Annotated in this window: 11 protein-coding genes; 5 read left to right on the top strand and 6 right to left on the bottom strand. The window is 58.2% G+C overall.

Going from position 1 to position 12,706, the window contains the following annotated elements; translation table 11 throughout:
• The first annotated feature begins 54 nt into the window (after positions 1 to 54).
• Entirely contained in the window at positions 55 to 1,725 is a 1,671-nt protein-coding gene (locus VFE46_10265; protein ID HZZ28373.1) for an L-lactate permease, read from the top strand.
• A gap of 119 nt (positions 1,726 to 1,844) precedes the next feature.
• On the opposite strand, the gene VFE46_10260 is transcribed toward VFE46_10265, so the two are convergent.
• A complete protein-coding gene (locus tag VFE46_10260) occupies positions 1,845 to 2,606 on the bottom strand; it encodes an SDR family oxidoreductase (protein HZZ28372.1) in 762 nt (253 codons plus the stop codon).
• A gap of 213 nt (positions 2,607 to 2,819) precedes the next feature.
• On the opposite strand from VFE46_10260, the gene VFE46_10255 reads away from it, so the two are divergent.
• Positions 2,820 to 3,002, top strand: a complete 183-nt coding sequence (locus VFE46_10255; GenBank protein ID HZZ28371.1) for a hypothetical protein — start codon at positions 2,820 to 2,822, stop codon at positions 3,000 to 3,002.
• A 41-nt stretch (positions 3,003 to 3,043) separates the two neighbouring features.
• Here the strand turns inward: VFE46_10255 and VFE46_10250 are convergent, their stop codons facing one another.
• Entirely contained in the window at positions 3,044 to 4,468 is a 1,425-nt protein-coding gene (locus tag VFE46_10250) for a BBP7 family outer membrane beta-barrel protein (GenBank protein ID HZZ28370.1), read from the bottom strand.
• A 587-nt stretch (positions 4,469 to 5,055) separates the two neighbouring features.
• Between VFE46_10250 and VFE46_10245 the strand changes: the two genes are divergently transcribed.
• The 3 genes from VFE46_10245 (at position 5,056) to arfB (ending at position 7,447) form a co-directional block, all read left to right on the top strand.
• Positions 5,056 to 5,988 carry a hypothetical protein gene (locus VFE46_10245; GenBank protein ID HZZ28369.1) on the top strand — a complete coding sequence of 311 codons (933 nt, stop codon included), beginning with the start codon at positions 5,056 to 5,058 and terminating at the stop codon, positions 5,986 to 5,988.
• A 225-nt stretch (positions 5,989 to 6,213) separates the two neighbouring features.
• Positions 6,214 to 7,017: a sugar phosphate isomerase/epimerase family protein gene (locus VFE46_10240; GenBank protein HZZ28368.1), complete on the top strand. Its 804-nt coding sequence runs from the start codon at positions 6,214 to 6,216 to the stop codon at positions 7,015 to 7,017.
• Positions 7,018 to 7,024: 7 nt separating this feature from the next.
• Complete coding sequence (arfB, locus tag VFE46_10235) at positions 7,025 to 7,447, top strand: alternative ribosome rescue aminoacyl-tRNA hydrolase ArfB (GenBank protein HZZ28367.1); 423 nt, start codon at positions 7,025 to 7,027, stop codon at positions 7,445 to 7,447.
• Positions 7,448 to 7,511: 64 nt separating this feature from the next.
• Here the strand turns inward: arfB and VFE46_10230 are convergent, their stop codons facing one another.
• The 4 genes from VFE46_10230 to VFE46_10215 all read right to left on the bottom strand — a co-directional run bounded on the left by VFE46_10230 (position 7,512) and on the right by VFE46_10215 (position 12,670).
• Positions 7,512 to 7,874: a hypothetical protein gene (locus VFE46_10230; protein ID HZZ28366.1), complete on the bottom strand. Its 363-nt coding sequence runs from the start codon at positions 7,872 to 7,874 to the stop codon at positions 7,512 to 7,514.
• 93 nt (positions 7,875 to 7,967) lie between these two features.
• The gene (locus VFE46_10225) at positions 7,968 to 8,426 is read right to left on the bottom strand and encodes a hypothetical protein (GenBank protein HZZ28365.1); all 459 of its coding nucleotides are present in this window, start codon (positions 8,424 to 8,426) and stop codon (positions 7,968 to 7,970) included.
• A 117-nt stretch (positions 8,427 to 8,543) separates the two neighbouring features.
• Positions 8,544 to 12,017, bottom strand: coding sequence for an aminotransferase class I/II-fold pyridoxal phosphate-dependent enzyme (locus tag VFE46_10220; GenBank protein ID HZZ28364.1), 3,474 nt, complete (start codon positions 12,015 to 12,017; stop codon positions 8,544 to 8,546).
• Between the two features lie 422 nt (positions 12,018 to 12,439).
• Positions 12,440 to 12,670 (bottom strand): hypothetical protein, encoded by a 231-nt coding sequence (locus VFE46_10215; GenBank protein ID HZZ28363.1) that lies wholly within the window; start codon positions 12,668 to 12,670, stop codon positions 12,440 to 12,442.
• Positions 12,671 to 12,706 lie beyond the last annotated feature (36 nt).

The following is a 12,706-nucleotide window of genomic DNA, read 5'->3' as shown; positions in this document are numbered from 1 at the left end:
CAGAAAGCAGAAGGCAGAAAGCAGAAAGCAGAAAGCTGAGATAAGTGCGGCCGCATGATTTGGCTTCAAACGTACAATCCCACCGGCTTGCTGTGGCTTTCCACACTGGTTGCCATTGCACCGGCCGTCGTTTTGTTGGGAGCGCTAGGCTGGCTCCGTTGGTCGGCTCCCAAAGCGGCGGCGGCAGGCTTGTTCACGGCGCTAGTGGTGGCGATCGCCGTGTACGGCATGCCCTGGAAATTGGCCGCGGCGGCTGCGGTGCTGGGCGCTGGCTTTGGCTTGTTTCCCATCGGCTGGATTGTGTTCACGGCGGTGTTTTTGTACGTGCTAACCGTCGAAGCCGGCGAGTTTGAAAAAGTAAAGGCCTCGGTGGTGGCGCTCTCGCCCGATCGGCGATTGCAGGCGCTGCTAATCGCTTTCAGCTTTGGGGCCTTTATCGAAGGAGCAGCCGGATTTGGCACGCCGGTCGCCATTTCGGCGGCGCTGCTCATTGGCGCAGGATTTCCCCCACTGTATGCCGCCGGACTCACGTTAATTGCCAATACCGCGCCGGTGGCTTTCGGCGCATTGGGCACGCCCATCCTTACGCTGGCGAAAACCACGGGCTTGGATGTCGGCAAGCTTTCCGCCATGGCCGGCCGCCAGTTGCCGCTGTTTTCTTTGCTGGTGCCGGCGTGGCTGGTTTGCACGATGTCAGGCTGGAGCGGGTTGTGCGGCGTGTGGCCGGCGGTTTTGGTTTGCGGCGGGACATTCGCGGCGGTGCAATTTGCGGTGTCGAATTTTTTAGGGCCCGAGCTGGCCGATGTCGCCGGTGGATTGACATCGCTGGCCGTTTTGGCGGTGATGCTGCGGTTCTGGCGGCCACAGAAGGTGTGGCGATTTGCGGGCGAAACCGGCGACGAAGCCGCACCGATTATCGCCGAAAACGGTCCGGCTGCCATTGGCAATCGCTACGGTTACACTCGCCGCGAAATTATTCGTGCGTGGATTCCCTGGATCATTCTTTCCGTTTGCGTGTTTGCCTGGGGAGAACCGCACGTGCAGGCTTTTTTGAATCGCCATGGAGAAGAACGCTGGGCCATGCCCCATTTGGACCAGCAGGTGCAGCCCGATGCGTCGGTGATCGGCGGCGACGGGAAGCCGAAAGCTGCAGAATTTCGCTTCAATTGGCTGAGCGGCACCGGGACAGGCATTTTTGTGGCGGCGATTTTATCGGCCTTGTGGATGCACATTTCTCCGGTGCGGTTTTGCCGTTTATTGATGCACACGCTGTATCGCTTGCGCTGGCCGCTGTTCACCATCGCTTGTATGTTGGCGATTGCTTTCACCACTCAGTACAGCGGCACGGATGTCACCTTGGGGTTGGCGTTCACGCACACGGGCGTGCTCTATCCGTTTTTTGCCGCACTCTTAGGATGGCTGGGCGTGGCGCTCACAGGAAGCGACACTTCCAGCAACGCGCTGTTTGGCAATTTGCAACGCATTACCGCGGAACGTTTGAGCTTGAACCCCATTCTGATTTGTGCCGCCAACAGCACCGGAGGCGTCATGGGGAAGATGATCGATGCCCAAAGCATTGTGGTTGCTTCCGCGGCCACCGGACAGGAGGGAGAGGAAGGACAAATCCTGCGTTTTGTCTTTTGGCACAGCGTGGCGCTGGCAACGCTGGTCGGCATATTAACCCTGGTGCAGGCTTATTTGCTGCCCGGCATGGTGCCGAAGTGACGGTTCGCTAAATGCGACTGGGGTGGCCGGGGTCGAGGCCGCCGAGCCCCCGGAATGCAGGCCGCTGGGGGCTCACTCCGTTCGACCCCAGCCACCCAAAAATGAAATTAAGCGACAACTTACACTTCGCTGTCCAGCGCGTAGATGCTGCGGCCGCCATCGACCGGCAGGCACGCGCCGGCGACAAAATCGTTCTCGATAAAGTGCAGCACCGCTTGAACGATATTCTGCGGGCTGCCTTCGTGTTTGACCAACGTGGCCTGAATGGCTTGCTCTCGTTCGGCGGCTGGCAAATCGGGCGGAAGCAAAACGGGCCCGGGCATAATACAATTTACCCGCACGCGCGGATTACGAGTTCCCAGTTCGACGGCCATCGTCCGAGTGAGTGCGGGAATAGCGCCCTTGGACGGAAAATAGGCGGCGTAATTCACATAGGGCCGAACGGTGGCCCAATCGCCGAAGTTGACAATGGCGCCGCCGTCAGCCTGTTTCGCCATGGCCAGCCCGACATGCTGGCAGCACAAAAAGGTTGCCAACGTGTTGGTTTCCAAAAAACCGCGTACATCGGCGGCGGTGACATCTTCCAGCGGCTTGCTTTTCCAGGCGGCGGCGGTGTTCACCAGCACATCGATGCGGCCGAATTTGGCCAGCACCGCTTGGGTGAGCATGCGAACCGATTCTTCGTCCGTCAAATCGGCGCCGAACGCTTCGGCCTCGACATTCAGCGTGCGCAAATGCCGGACGGTTTCCGCAGCTTCCGTGGCAGAACTGCGGTAATGCACGGCGATGGCGTAATTCCGTTTTGCCAATGCCTCCGCAATATGCCAACCTATGCGACGCTTGCCACTGCCAGTAATTAAGGCCACTTTTGCCGGTATCATGCGGCTATTATCGTGCAGATTCGCTGAGATTGCGATGCCCGGTCGCCTTACGGTTGTGTCGCGCTGGGAAAAACGTCGGGGTAAAACTTTCAATGCCGCTAGCACCCGCAGGTTACGGCAACTGCCTGATAAAATTCACTTGCGGAATATTGGGAATTGTTTAGTATTAAGCTAGGGCAGGCACTATTCCTTCCAACCCAGAGGATTCGAGGAGTGTTGACCGAAAAAGAGGTTTCCGGGAGCTGGCACACTTTGTTCAAAGGTGGCGCATACACTGACGATACGTTTGCCAAGGCTCAAGAATTGCTCGACGAGTTGCGTGCGGAAAGCCCTCTGCGGCATCGCCTGCAATGTGAACTCGACGAGCTGCGAAAGCTGCAAATCTCCCAAAACTGAAGCGGCAAACGGCTAAGCTGCAATCGAATGAACGCGGCGACTTACCGATTGAAGGTAATGCCGAGGTTGATGCCGTTCGTGAAGAACACATCGTTCTTGTTGAAATTATTAATCTGTAGTGCCGGCAGCACGTAATCGATTCTCCGGCTGGCACGGCTGATGCCGCCGCCCAAAATGGCGTTATAACCCGCCTGAATGGCTACGGCCTTCGTGAGTTGGTAATTCACGTTCACACGCAATTCACCCACGGGCGAGAATGTTTCATCGTACTTCCAACTGGCAAATGACGTGCGCACTAGGAGCAATGGCTCATTAATGGGATCGACCGTCAGCGGATTCAACGCCGAAGCAATTTCGCCGTTCAAGTGCGTCGATTGGAAGTTAATGGCCGCCATGAAGCGTCCTTCGCATTGAATATTGAACCGGGCCACCTCGTGGCTGTAACGGAAGCCGAGTTGCGGGCCGAACATGTTGTTGTCGACCGTGGTGTCCCAGAAGCTGGCACCCGGCAACCCGACAGGCACTGTGCCATTACTGGGTGTATCGTTAATCGCCAGGACGTCGAACACGTCGCGAAATAGCAGCCACCGCACTCCGAAGAATCCGTCCCATACGCCGTACTTGGTGGTTGGGTAACGCCAGGTGCGATCGATTTCCGTGCCAACCATGCTGGTTTGATTGATTGCGGTAATGGAATTGAATAGCGGCACCAGGGCCACTTCATCGCCGAAATCGGTGAAGCCGGCGTAAGTTGTCGGAGTGATACTCCCCGGTGGCGCCAAATTGAAGTTCAAATTGGCCGGGAGTGGTCGGCCAAACACGCCGAATGTCCCTGCCGGGAATTTGCCCGGCGGCGGATTGAATAGGGTTGCACTGTTCAAGTCGTCGTCGACGCCGTCGCCATTGGTGTCGACAAAGCCAAACAACAATCCTTGAGGATCGCGGAATATTATGGTTTGGCCCGCGGGAAGTCCTCCGACAGTCGCCGCCGTGCTGCCGGCAATCATTTGCTGCGTTTGCTTTTGCAGATTCATAATGCTGACGAGCCAGCCCTTGTTGTCTTCCATGAAGCCCAATTCATAACGGTTTCCCCAAACTTGGTCGGCCTTGATGAATCCGGTATCGGCCGTGCTCGCATAAGGGGTAACAATGAGGCTCGGGTTTTGGGCGGTGGGATCGAATTGCGGCGGTCCGTTGAAGAACCCTAGCGCGGTTCCGCCTTGGCCAATCGGCGTGCGGCGGGGACCGGAAATCGACCAGTACAGCCGATCGTACTGGAAGAAAAATCCTTCGTTGGGCCGCGGCCAATCTGCGTACGCGCTAAGATCCGGCGGGGCGAACAAATCCAAATCGTAACGCACGTTGCTGGGGCCAAACGGCGTCCAATCTTGGGCCCGCGCAGAACCAATGCCGACCAGGACAACGGTCGTCATCAACAGCCACATCTTTAGGCGAGCTAGCTGCATAGTTGACCTGCACCTCGAAATAACCTAACGGCGGTTAGCGCAATGGGCTCTTTTTGGAAAGTCCGCGCTTTCAGCGTGACGGTAGTATCGGTAATGCCTCCTGGGAGAGTTGATAAACTTTGGCAAAGTTTGCCGGAAATACGGCTTGTAGCACGGAATTGGCTGGGGAGCTGGAGAAGAAAAATCGAATGGAGCAGAAAAAGGCCGCCAATTACGCCCGTGAAGGCTGCTAGCAAAGTCTTTTCGCTTGCCAGAAGAGGGCTGCAGCGCGCAGCGAGCGTAACCGCGGCGGAGGGCCATCATAGGGAGAGCCGCGGTGAAGGTAGTGGGACAATTCAGATAACCCTACTGTGGCAGTCGGGCGCTTCTGCCAGCAGCGTGATGAGCCGCCCGAACGCCGCACAGTATTTTGCCTCCCGTGCCAGATAGCGTCTTTTCTCGTTGTTTACGGCATGCAAACAACCCGGCAGCAGCATAAGTTGTCTATCCCATCAGGACGGCATATACTCCAGCAGGCCCCGGGGCATGCCAGCAGCAGATTTGCCTATCCCGGTAAAAATTCCGCCCCCACATTGCCGAGCGGTCCCATGTCAGCACCCCAGTCCCGAAAAATTTGGATTGTTTTGCCACTGGCGCTGGTGGCAACCGTGTGCGTCGCCACGTGGATTGCACTTGCTCAGTCTCCCCAGAATCGTCCCGATGCCGCCAAGACAACCGCGCACAATAAAAATCAGTATGTCCGGGTAAAATATGACGAGCATGGAAATCCGCTGGCGCTGGAAACTTCCATTGTCCACTTGGTTCCCGTGGGAAACGATCGGCCTGGTTTGCAGGTCGATTTGGTCAGCGCCGTGCACGTGGCCGAACCAAATTTCTACGCCGCGCTGAACAAGCAGTTCGAAAATTACGATGTGGTGCTGTACGAGCTGGTCGCCCCCGAGGGAACCGTCATTCCCAAAGGCGGGCCCGATCGCAACCGGAATCTGCTTTCGTCGCTGCAAAATGCCATGAAAGATTTGCTGGAGTTGGAATACCAGCTCTCGGGCATCGATTACACCAAACAGAATTTTGTGCACGCCGATTTTTCGCCCGATCAGTTTGCCCAGTCGATGAAAGATCGAGGCGAAAGCTTTTGGACCATTTTCATGCGCTTAATGGCGGCCGGCATGGTGAAGCAAGCCAGCAATCCCGGGAAAGCCGATGAGTTGGATGTGCTGTTGGCGCTGTTCGATCACGATCGGGCGGTTAAGCTCAAGCGGATTATGGCCGAGGAGTTTTCCGACATGGATACCATCATGACGGCCTTCAACGGTCCCGACGGCTCCACACTCATTACCGAGCGAAATAAAGCGGCACTCAAAGTGCTGGGCGAGCAAATTGCGGCGGGAAAGAAAAAAATCGCCATTTTTTATGGCGGGGGCCACATGCCCGACATGGAGCCTCGCGCATGCGCCGAGTTTCACTTGCAGCGCGCGGGGGAAGATTGGCTGGAAGCCTGGAATTTGCGGGACAAGAAATAGCGGCATTGTCGTGTCCGCCCTTGGTCCACCGCTTTCTATCTTCTGCATTCTGCCTACCGCTTACCACCTTCTGCCTACCGCTTACCACCTTCTGCTTTACACATCTGCTCCGATGTCGCATACTATTTCGCGCGGAAATGGCGATAATTTGCGGCAGCCTCCACCAGCCCTGCCGGCAACGCCGCTCACGACGGAGTGACAGTTACGCCCGGCACGGAGTTGCCCATGCCCCGACTTTCGATGAATGAAATGACGACCTACCGTTGGTCGTTCGAGGAAGATGTGCGGCACTACTGCGCTGCCGGCATTCCAGCCATTGGCGTGTGGCGGCGCAAGCTTTCCGATTTTGGCGAACAGCGCGGCATCGAGCTGCTCAAACACTCGGGCTTAGCGGTTTCCAATCTGTTGTGGGCCGGCGGCTTCACGGGCAGCGAAGGGCATACCTACCGTGAAAGCATCGACGACGCCGTGGATGCCATTCAACTGGCCTCGGCCATGCAAGCCAAATGCCTGGTCATTTACAGCGGGGCCCGGGCCGGCCACACGCACAGCCACGCCCGGCGGTTGCTCACCGGGGCGCTGAAAGAATTGGGCCCCGTCGCCGGCGAATATGGCGTGGTGCTGGCGCTGGAGCCCGTGCACCCGGCCTGCGCTTGCGATTGCACGTTTCTGACATCGCTGGAGGAAGCGGTTTCGATCATCGAGCAAGTCGAAAGCCCGCAAGTGCGGCTCTCGTTCGATACCTACTATTCCGGCAGCTTCGAGGGAGTACTCGATCAAGCGCGGCGGCTGGCTCAGCGCATTGCCATTGTGCATTTGGCTGACGGACATCCGCCTGATGAAGAACAGCATCGCACGCCTTTGGGCCAGGGCTGCGTGCCGCTGAAAGAATTGGTTTCCGCTTTATGCGACGGCGGCTACGATGGCGATTTTGACATCGAGTTGTTCGGCGACGAAATGTTGCCCGACAATTACGAGAGTTTGCTGCGCGAGAGCCAATCGGCGTTTGCTCAACTTGTTACTTCGTGAGGCGTGCATGCTGTTTGTCTCTTCCCGGATTCGCATTCCCGACGAGGAGCTGCGGTTCTCGTACGCGCGCAGCTCGGGCCCCGGCGGACAAAACGTGAACAAGGTGAACACCAAAGCCGTGCTGCGATGGGCCGTGCGCGCCAGCTCCAGCCTGCCCAGCGATGTGCGCGAACGGTTTTTGGCACGTTATGGCCGGCGCATGACCGGCGGCGGCGAAATTGTGATCAACAGCCAGCGCTTCCGCGAGCAGGGCCAAAACCAGCGCGATTGCTTGGAGAAGCTGCGCGAACTGATCGCCGCCGTCGCCATTCCTCCCAAGCGGCGACGCCCAACCAGGCCGACCAAGGCTTCCCGTCAACGCCGCCGTGTCGAAAAAAGCTCGCATTCTTTGAAAAAGCAGCAACGCCGCCGCCCGCGTGCGGATGATTGATGTTGTAGCAATAGCCGGTCGCCGCGGCGACCGGACCGGAAGGCGTGGCCTTCCGGCTACCCCGCTAGCCATCGCGGTGAACGGTTTGCGGCGAGAATGCCGGCAAGCACACCGCAATGTATTCGGCCCCTTCGGCCTCCGGCGTGCTGTATTGCACCCACTGACCGCGCGGCGCCAGAATGGCCTGCCCGGCGCGCACATCGAAGGCTTTTTCCCGAGTAGTTACCCGCAGCAGTCCGCGCAACACCACGGTATATTCGTCGAAATCGGGCGTTTGGCCCGGCTCGACCCAGCCGGGCGGGCTATTCATGCGGGCCACGCTTAGGGCTTCCGTTTGCGAATTCACCCGGCCGAAAAATTCCTCGATGAGCTTGGGCTTGTTGCCGGCAGCCTCGATGACGGTCGGTTTAAAAATGAGATCGGCCATGGAATCGATGCCTCGTCATTATATCGGTCATCGCTGCGCGCCTAACGTTCCGCAGCCCGCACTCCACACTCCCCATTCCCCATTCATATCGCGCTATTTTTCGCCGCCGTTGCGACCGCGAATTCGCAGCAGCTTTTTCATGCGCTCTTGAAGCTTGCGCCATTCGGCGGCCGGCGCGGAAACGGTTAAATCGCCGGGAAATTCCGTGGCTCGGCCGTCGTCGTCCACTTGGGCAAAGCCGAACAGGGCATCCATCCAAGGACCGCTTTGCCCCGGCAGCGCGGCGCCGATGAGCCCGGTGACCAAATACGCCCGGGTGACATGCAAAATCACTCCGCGAATTTCCACGAAGGAGCCCACCGGCACCGGCTTGTAGCATTCGATGCTAAGCACGCGGCGCAGCAGCAGGTTGGCGTCGTCACCAATAAATCGAAATGCCGTGCCATAGGCCGCTTCCAAAGCAATCCGCATCAGCGAGCCGGCGTATAGCGTGCCGTGATGATTGGAATCGACCGGCAGAATCAGGCGATGAGTGAGCGTGACGTTGGACACTGGGGACGGCCAGGGGCAGGTTAGGGATCGGGATTCAAATGGGAAGAATCGCCTCGAAATCCATCCGCTTGCGGATTTGCAATGTCATTATAATTACGAACCGACCTCGAGCGTCGGTCAAATTTTCAGGCGCTGCGATTCCGCCGCGCCGTGATGCCGCAGATGGGAAGGATCGATTTTCTTCAATTCCTCGGTGACCGCATCCACGGTTTTGCGTATTTGCTCCTCGGTGTGCTTGGCCGTGACGAAAAATCTTAGCCGGGCCGCGCTTTCCTCCACGGCCGGGTGCAGAATCGGCTGTACGTTAATGCCCCGTTTGAACATCGCCTCCGACAACTGCAGCGCATGCAGCGAGTTGCCCAAAATGACCGGCACCACGGCCGAATCTTTGCTGCGGCCGGTATTCAGGCCGCGGCTTTTGGCTAGCGACAAAAACAGCTTGCTGTTGGCCGACAGCCGAGCGACCCGTTCCGGATCTTCCTCCAGCACGCGCAGGGCAGTCAGCGCGGCGGCGGCAATCACCGGCGGCAATCCGTTGGCGAACACGAAGCCCGGCGCCGTGTACTTCATATACTGCACCAGCGATTTCTTGCCGGCAATGTATCCGCCGGAACTGCCGAGCCCCTTGCTCATGGTGCCCATCCAAAAATCGACGTCGCTGGGCTCCACATCAAAATGCTCGCCAATGCCTCGGCCGTGCAAGCCCATCACGCCCAGCGAATGGGCTTCGTCAATGTACAACAGGGCTTTATGCCGCTTTTTAATTTCGATGAACCGCGGGAGATCGGGATAATCGCCGTCCATGCTGTAAATGCCCTCAATGGCAATCAGCACCCGGCGGTATTCGTGCCGCAGCTCGCCCAGCAATTGATCCAGCGTTTGCCAATCGTTGTGCGGGAAGGGCCGGCGGCGCGCCCCGCTTAAAATAGCGCCTTGAATAATGCTGTTGTGGGCCAGCGCATCGTGCAGAATTAAATCGCCCGGGCCGAACATGTGGCCGATGGTTGTTTCGTTGGTGGAGTGGCCGCACACGAATGTAATGGCATCTTCCACGCCCAATAAATCGATAAGGGCCTGCTCCAGTTGGCGGTGAATGGTTTTTTCGCCCGAAACCAGCCGGCTGGCCGAAACGCTGGTGCCGTAGCGATCCAACGATTCCTTGGCGGCGGCAATCACCGCCGGATCGCCCGACATGCCGAGGTAATTGTAGCTGGACCAGCTAATGAGCTCGCGGCCGTTGATCACGGTGGTATCGTCAATGACCCGCTCGTGAACCTTGAAGAATGGGTTCATGACGCCGGTGCTTTCCAGCAAATTCCTTTGCTGCTCCAGCGCCAAGCATTCGGGAAATTGATCGATGTTGTAATACGCGGCGGGAATTTCCGAAGCGAGCGCCACTGGCCGCTTACGGGGCGTTTTCCCCAAATGTTTTTCCACGGCGGCGACCACGTCGCGCACCAAAACCATGTCGGGCAGCACCTCCTCCGGAAAGCGTCCGCCGAAGGTTTCTTCCAGCGCGGCGACAATTTCCATGCGTTCCAGCGAATCCATGCTCATTTCCAAAATGTTGGAATCGAGCGTCAAGCCTTTTGCGCGTTCCTTGGCCACGCGCGCAATTTGCTCCATGACCAGCGCCGCCGTTTCGTCCGACACCGGCGGAAGCCGATCGGCCAAGCCGCCGGTTCGCGGGCCGTGGCCGTTGGTGGGCGTGCCCGAGAGCGCTTCGACGGCGGTGCGCGGGGTCGAGGAGGCCGCCGCCGGCTTGAGCGACAAAATGACCGGAGCAGCAATCGACGCCGCGGAAGCGGCCGCTGATGCCTCGGCCTTTGCGCTTTCCCAACCGCGCCATTGAGCGACAACTTCCAAATCGGTCCCGCGCAAAAAGCCGTTGCGGCAGGCGTGTCGTTGAATTTTGCCGCTGGATGTTTTCGGGATGCTGCCGGCTTTGATGAGCAGGATGGCATCGACGGGCACTTCGTGCTCGGCAGAAACGGCGCGGCGAATGGCGGCCAGCACTTCTTCCAACTCTTCCGCGGTCCGATTGCGGCCGCGCTCGATTTCGGCTGCTACGCCCAGCCGTTCCCGGCCTCCCACTTCCACCGTAAATACGCCGCTGGCCCCGGAGCGCAACAGCGGATGGGCCCGTTCCACGGTTTGCTCGATATCTTGCGGATAATGATTGCGGCCATGCACGATGATTAAATCTTTCAACCGCCCGGCCACAAACAGCTCCCCGTCGCAAACGAAGCCCAAGTCGCCGGTGCGCAGGTATGGTCCGCGATCGCTATCTTTCAAATAAGCGCGAAACATATTGGCCGATTCTTCCGCCCGCCGCCAATAACCTTGCGCCACGCTGGGGCCGGCCACCCAAATTTCGCCCACGCGCCTGTCGGGCAGGCGAACCATGGCCTCGGGATCGACAATGACAATTTCCTGATCCAGCAGCGCTGTCCCGCAGCCGACGATGGTGCGCACGCCTTCTTCATCGGACAGGACATCGACCGCCTGATTGTTCTCGATCGATTTCGCATCAAACGAGCGAATTAACGGCACAGACGTTTTGAACCCCCCGGTGACCATCAAGGTGGCCTCGGCCAAGCCGTAACACGGATAAAACGCTTCCGGGCGGAATCCGCAGGGAGCGAAGGTGCGCGTGAAATCGGCCAGGGTTTCCGGGCGGATCGGCTCGGCGCCGTTGAACGCCAGCGACCAGGTGCTGAGATCGAGCGTTTCGCGTTCTTCCGGCGTAATGCGCTTCAGGCACAAATCATACGCAAAGTTCGGCCCGCCGCTGACCGTGCCTTTGTAGCGCGTGATGGCCCGCATCCAACGCAACGGTTTTTGCAAAAACGACATGGGCGACATCAGCACGTTCGGCCGGCCGCAATACATGGGCTGCAAAATCCCGCCGATCAGGCCCATATCGTGGTAGCTGGGCAGCCAGAATACGCCGACGCCGCTGCGTGTATGCTCGAACGCATGGCAAATGAGCGCCGAGTTGTGAATCAAATTCGCATGGCTGAGCATCACGCCTTTGGGAGTGCCGGTAGAGCCGGAGGTGTATTGCAAAAACGCCAAAGTATCGCCGTGCACATCGGGATGGCGCCAATCACGCTCCATGCCGGCGGGAAATTGATCGGTCGCGCCCCAATGGAGCGAATTTAAGCCAGGATTCTCGCTGAGCACCCCTTGCACGCGGCCCAGCACTTCTTGCGTGGTCAAGGCGACTTTGGCTTCGGCATCGTCGGCAATGGCTTCGATGCGCTCCAGCGAGCGGTTTTTTCGCGGCGGATAAGCCGGCACCGCCACCACGCCGGCGTACACGCACCCAAAAAAAGCTGCGATAAAATCGAGCCCGGCCGGATACAGCAACAACGCCCGTTCTCCTTGCAAACCCAGCGATTGCAGCCAGGCGGCAATGGCCCGCACGCGCCGATCCAATTCGGCATAACTCCAAGCGATTTCGTCGGTCTCGCCGTCCACTAAATACATGAAGGCGGTGTCGGCCGATTGATGTGCCGCCCGATGGCGCAATAAATCGACCAAATTCGACGGGCCAAAAAACGATCCAGGCAAATGGTCAAGATGCACGGTGAAAAATCTCCGGAGGCCAAATCACTTGGCGATGCCAAACAGCCCCGGTTCGACTGCGGCTTCCAAGTCGCCCTATTTTTCCTAATCGCGGAATCCAAAGCGGTCGTGGCAATCGACCTCTTCAGTATTGCAGGAACCAATGCCGGCCCAGCGGTAGGTAGGTAAGTTCTGGGTTGACGCCGGCCAGCTAGAAACACGCGTTGCCACAGCTTACCATGCCATGGCGGCGCGCACAAACCGGACCAGCGACCAAACAGGCTCATTTTTACGTTTATTTGGAAACGGCAAAGCACGCTCCGCCAAACTGATACACTTTCACAAACCCAGTGGCAGAAGAGCTTTGCTATTTTCGCAGCGCGAAATTAGGGAAAATGCAACGGTAATCATGCGCCCGATAGCGCATTTGACAGCGTCCCGCTTTAAGACGCCCAATCGAGCCCCGTTTCCTGCTTGATGCGGTGTTCGAAATCTCCCAACAAGCCGCCGATAACATCCCAACTGCTGCGGCGGCGGACTTCGATATCCCCCTGTAAATTGACGCGCACCAGGCACTTGTCGGTTAGCCCGGCTTTGCGCAGCTCTTCCGGCTTTATTTCTTCGGGGCCCAGCAAATGCATTAGCTGAACTCCGCGCATCTCGATGAATTTCATTCGGCGGCTCCAGGACAAAGCAAACGTCGAGCCCCA

The sequence above is a fragment of the Pirellulales bacterium genome, assembly GCA_035656635.1.
Classification (GTDB): domain Bacteria; phylum Planctomycetota; class Planctomycetia; order Pirellulales; family JADZDJ01; genus DATJYL01.
The sequence above is the reverse complement of the archived record's forward strand: the minus strand, read 5'-3'. Positions and strand labels throughout refer to the sequence as shown.

Coding starts and splice junctions, on each gene's coding strand:
- VFE46_10230 (HZZ28366.1), bottom strand. CDS start 7,874: ATGGCCGATCTCATTTTTAAACCGACCGTCATCGAGGCTGCCGGCAAC.
- VFE46_10260 (HZZ28372.1), bottom strand. CDS start 2,606: ATGATACCGGCAAAAGTGGCCTTAATTACTGGCAGTGGCAAGCGTCGC.
- VFE46_10250 (HZZ28370.1), bottom strand. CDS start 4,468: ATGCAGCTAGCTCGCCTAAAGATGTGGCTGTTGATGACGACCGTTGTC.
- VFE46_10265 (HZZ28373.1), top strand. CDS start 55: ATGATTTGGCTTCAAACGTACAATCCCACCGGCTTGCTGTGGCTTTCC.
- VFE46_10240 (HZZ28368.1), top strand. CDS start 6,214: ATGCCCCGACTTTCGATGAATGAAATGACGACCTACCGTTGGTCGTTC.
- arfB (HZZ28367.1), top strand. CDS start 7,025: ATGCTGTTTGTCTCTTCCCGGATTCGCATTCCCGACGAGGAGCTGCGG.
- VFE46_10245 (HZZ28369.1), top strand. CDS start 5,056: ATGTCAGCACCCCAGTCCCGAAAAATTTGGATTGTTTTGCCACTGGCG.
- VFE46_10215 (HZZ28363.1), bottom strand. CDS start 12,670: ATGAAATTCATCGAGATGCGCGGAGTTCAGCTAATGCATTTGCTGGGC.